The organism is Streptomyces flavofungini, assembly GCF_041028215.1.
Taxonomy (GTDB): Bacteria; Actinomycetota; Actinomycetes; order Streptomycetales; family Streptomycetaceae; genus Streptomyces; species Streptomyces flavofungini_B.
Window position 1 is genome coordinate 1 of sequence record NZ_JASKYR010001331.1, and the last position, 1,198, is coordinate 1,198.

The following is a 1,198-nucleotide window of genomic DNA, read 5'->3' on the forward strand; positions in this document are numbered from 1 at the left end:
GTGCACGCTGTACGCGGCCGTCGGCTGCCTCTGGGCGGGCGCGGCGATCCTCGCGGTGCTCGTCGGCCGTCCGCTCGGGGCGGCGCTGTGCTGCGTTCCGGCTCTGGTGGTCAGCGCCGTGCTCGTCGCCGCCCGCGCCGCGGAGACCCGCCTGGTGACGGTGCGTGTGTCCGGCAGCAGCATGGAACCGGCCTTCCGTGCGGGGGACGGCGTTCTGGTGCGCCGCCGGACGGCCCCCGCACGCGGAGCGGTGGTGGTCGTGGAACGCCCGCCGTACCGGGCGCCATGGCCGGATGCCCCCGTGGCACCCGGCGCCCCCGCGCACGCCATCTACGCACGGCAGTGGTTCATCAAGCGGGTGGCGGCGGTGCCCGGCGACCCCGTGCCGCGTGCGGAGGTGCCCGCCCTGGCGGACGTGCCCGGGGAGCACGTGCCCGAAGGCATGCTGGTGCTGCTCGGCGACAACCGGGGCGAGAGCTACGACTCGCGCTTCGTCGGCTACTTTCCCGCCGCGCGCGTGCTCGGCACCGTCGAGGAAGCGGACCGGCCGGTTCCGTCGCCGCCGTCCACGGCACGGATGAGGAACACCTGACGCCCCTTGCCGTTGCACCGCTGCATGACCGCCTCCGCACCCGGCGCCTTGCTGGAACGCACGATGCCCACGCACCCCTCGCCCTCGACCCGCAGCACGAACCTGCCCAGCGCCAGCTTCCCCGACGGCTCGACCCGGAACAGGCTGCCGTCCGCGCAGTCGTCCATGGGTTCCAGCAGGCCCGCCCCGCTGCCGCTGGTCAGCGCCTTCAAGCAGCCCTTGCCGTAGTCGGGGTGATGCCACTGGACGCGGTAGAGGTCCTGGCCGACCGGCTCAAGCAGGGTGCTCTGCGGGGCGGTCGCGTCGCAGGGCCGCTGCACCGCGACCAAGGGGGTGTAGCGCCAGTCGCGCACCCGCCCGTCGCTCAGGCACAGCGCGGGATCGCTCGCGATGTGGAGGGTGACCCACCCGGTCGGCGGTGCGTGCGCGGTGCCGGGCGGGCCGGGTGTGGCCACGGAGAGACCGGTCTGGGCGTGCGGCTCGGAGGAGTTCCACAGCGCGACGGCACCGGTGAGGACGGCCGCCGCTACGGCGACGAGCGCGGCGAGGAGTCTTCGCCGACATCGGAGCCAGCCGAGCAGCCGGGCCGCCGGGGCGGGTCCGGGG

General features: G+C 75.1%; 2 protein-coding genes. One reads left to right on the plus strand and one right to left on the minus strand.

Annotated features, from left to right (window positions below; translation table 11 throughout):
- On the plus strand, positions 1-592 hold a 592-nt coding region (locus AB8Z36_RS40835; protein ID WP_369218397.1), incomplete at its 5' end, for a S26 family signal peptidase.
- Here the strand turns inward: AB8Z36_RS40835 and AB8Z36_RS40840 are convergent.
- A partial coding sequence (locus AB8Z36_RS40840; RefSeq protein ID WP_369218398.1) for an RICIN domain-containing protein occupies positions 499-1,198 on the minus strand: 700 nt, incomplete at its 5' end. The genes AB8Z36_RS40835 and AB8Z36_RS40840 overlap by 94 nt on opposite strands.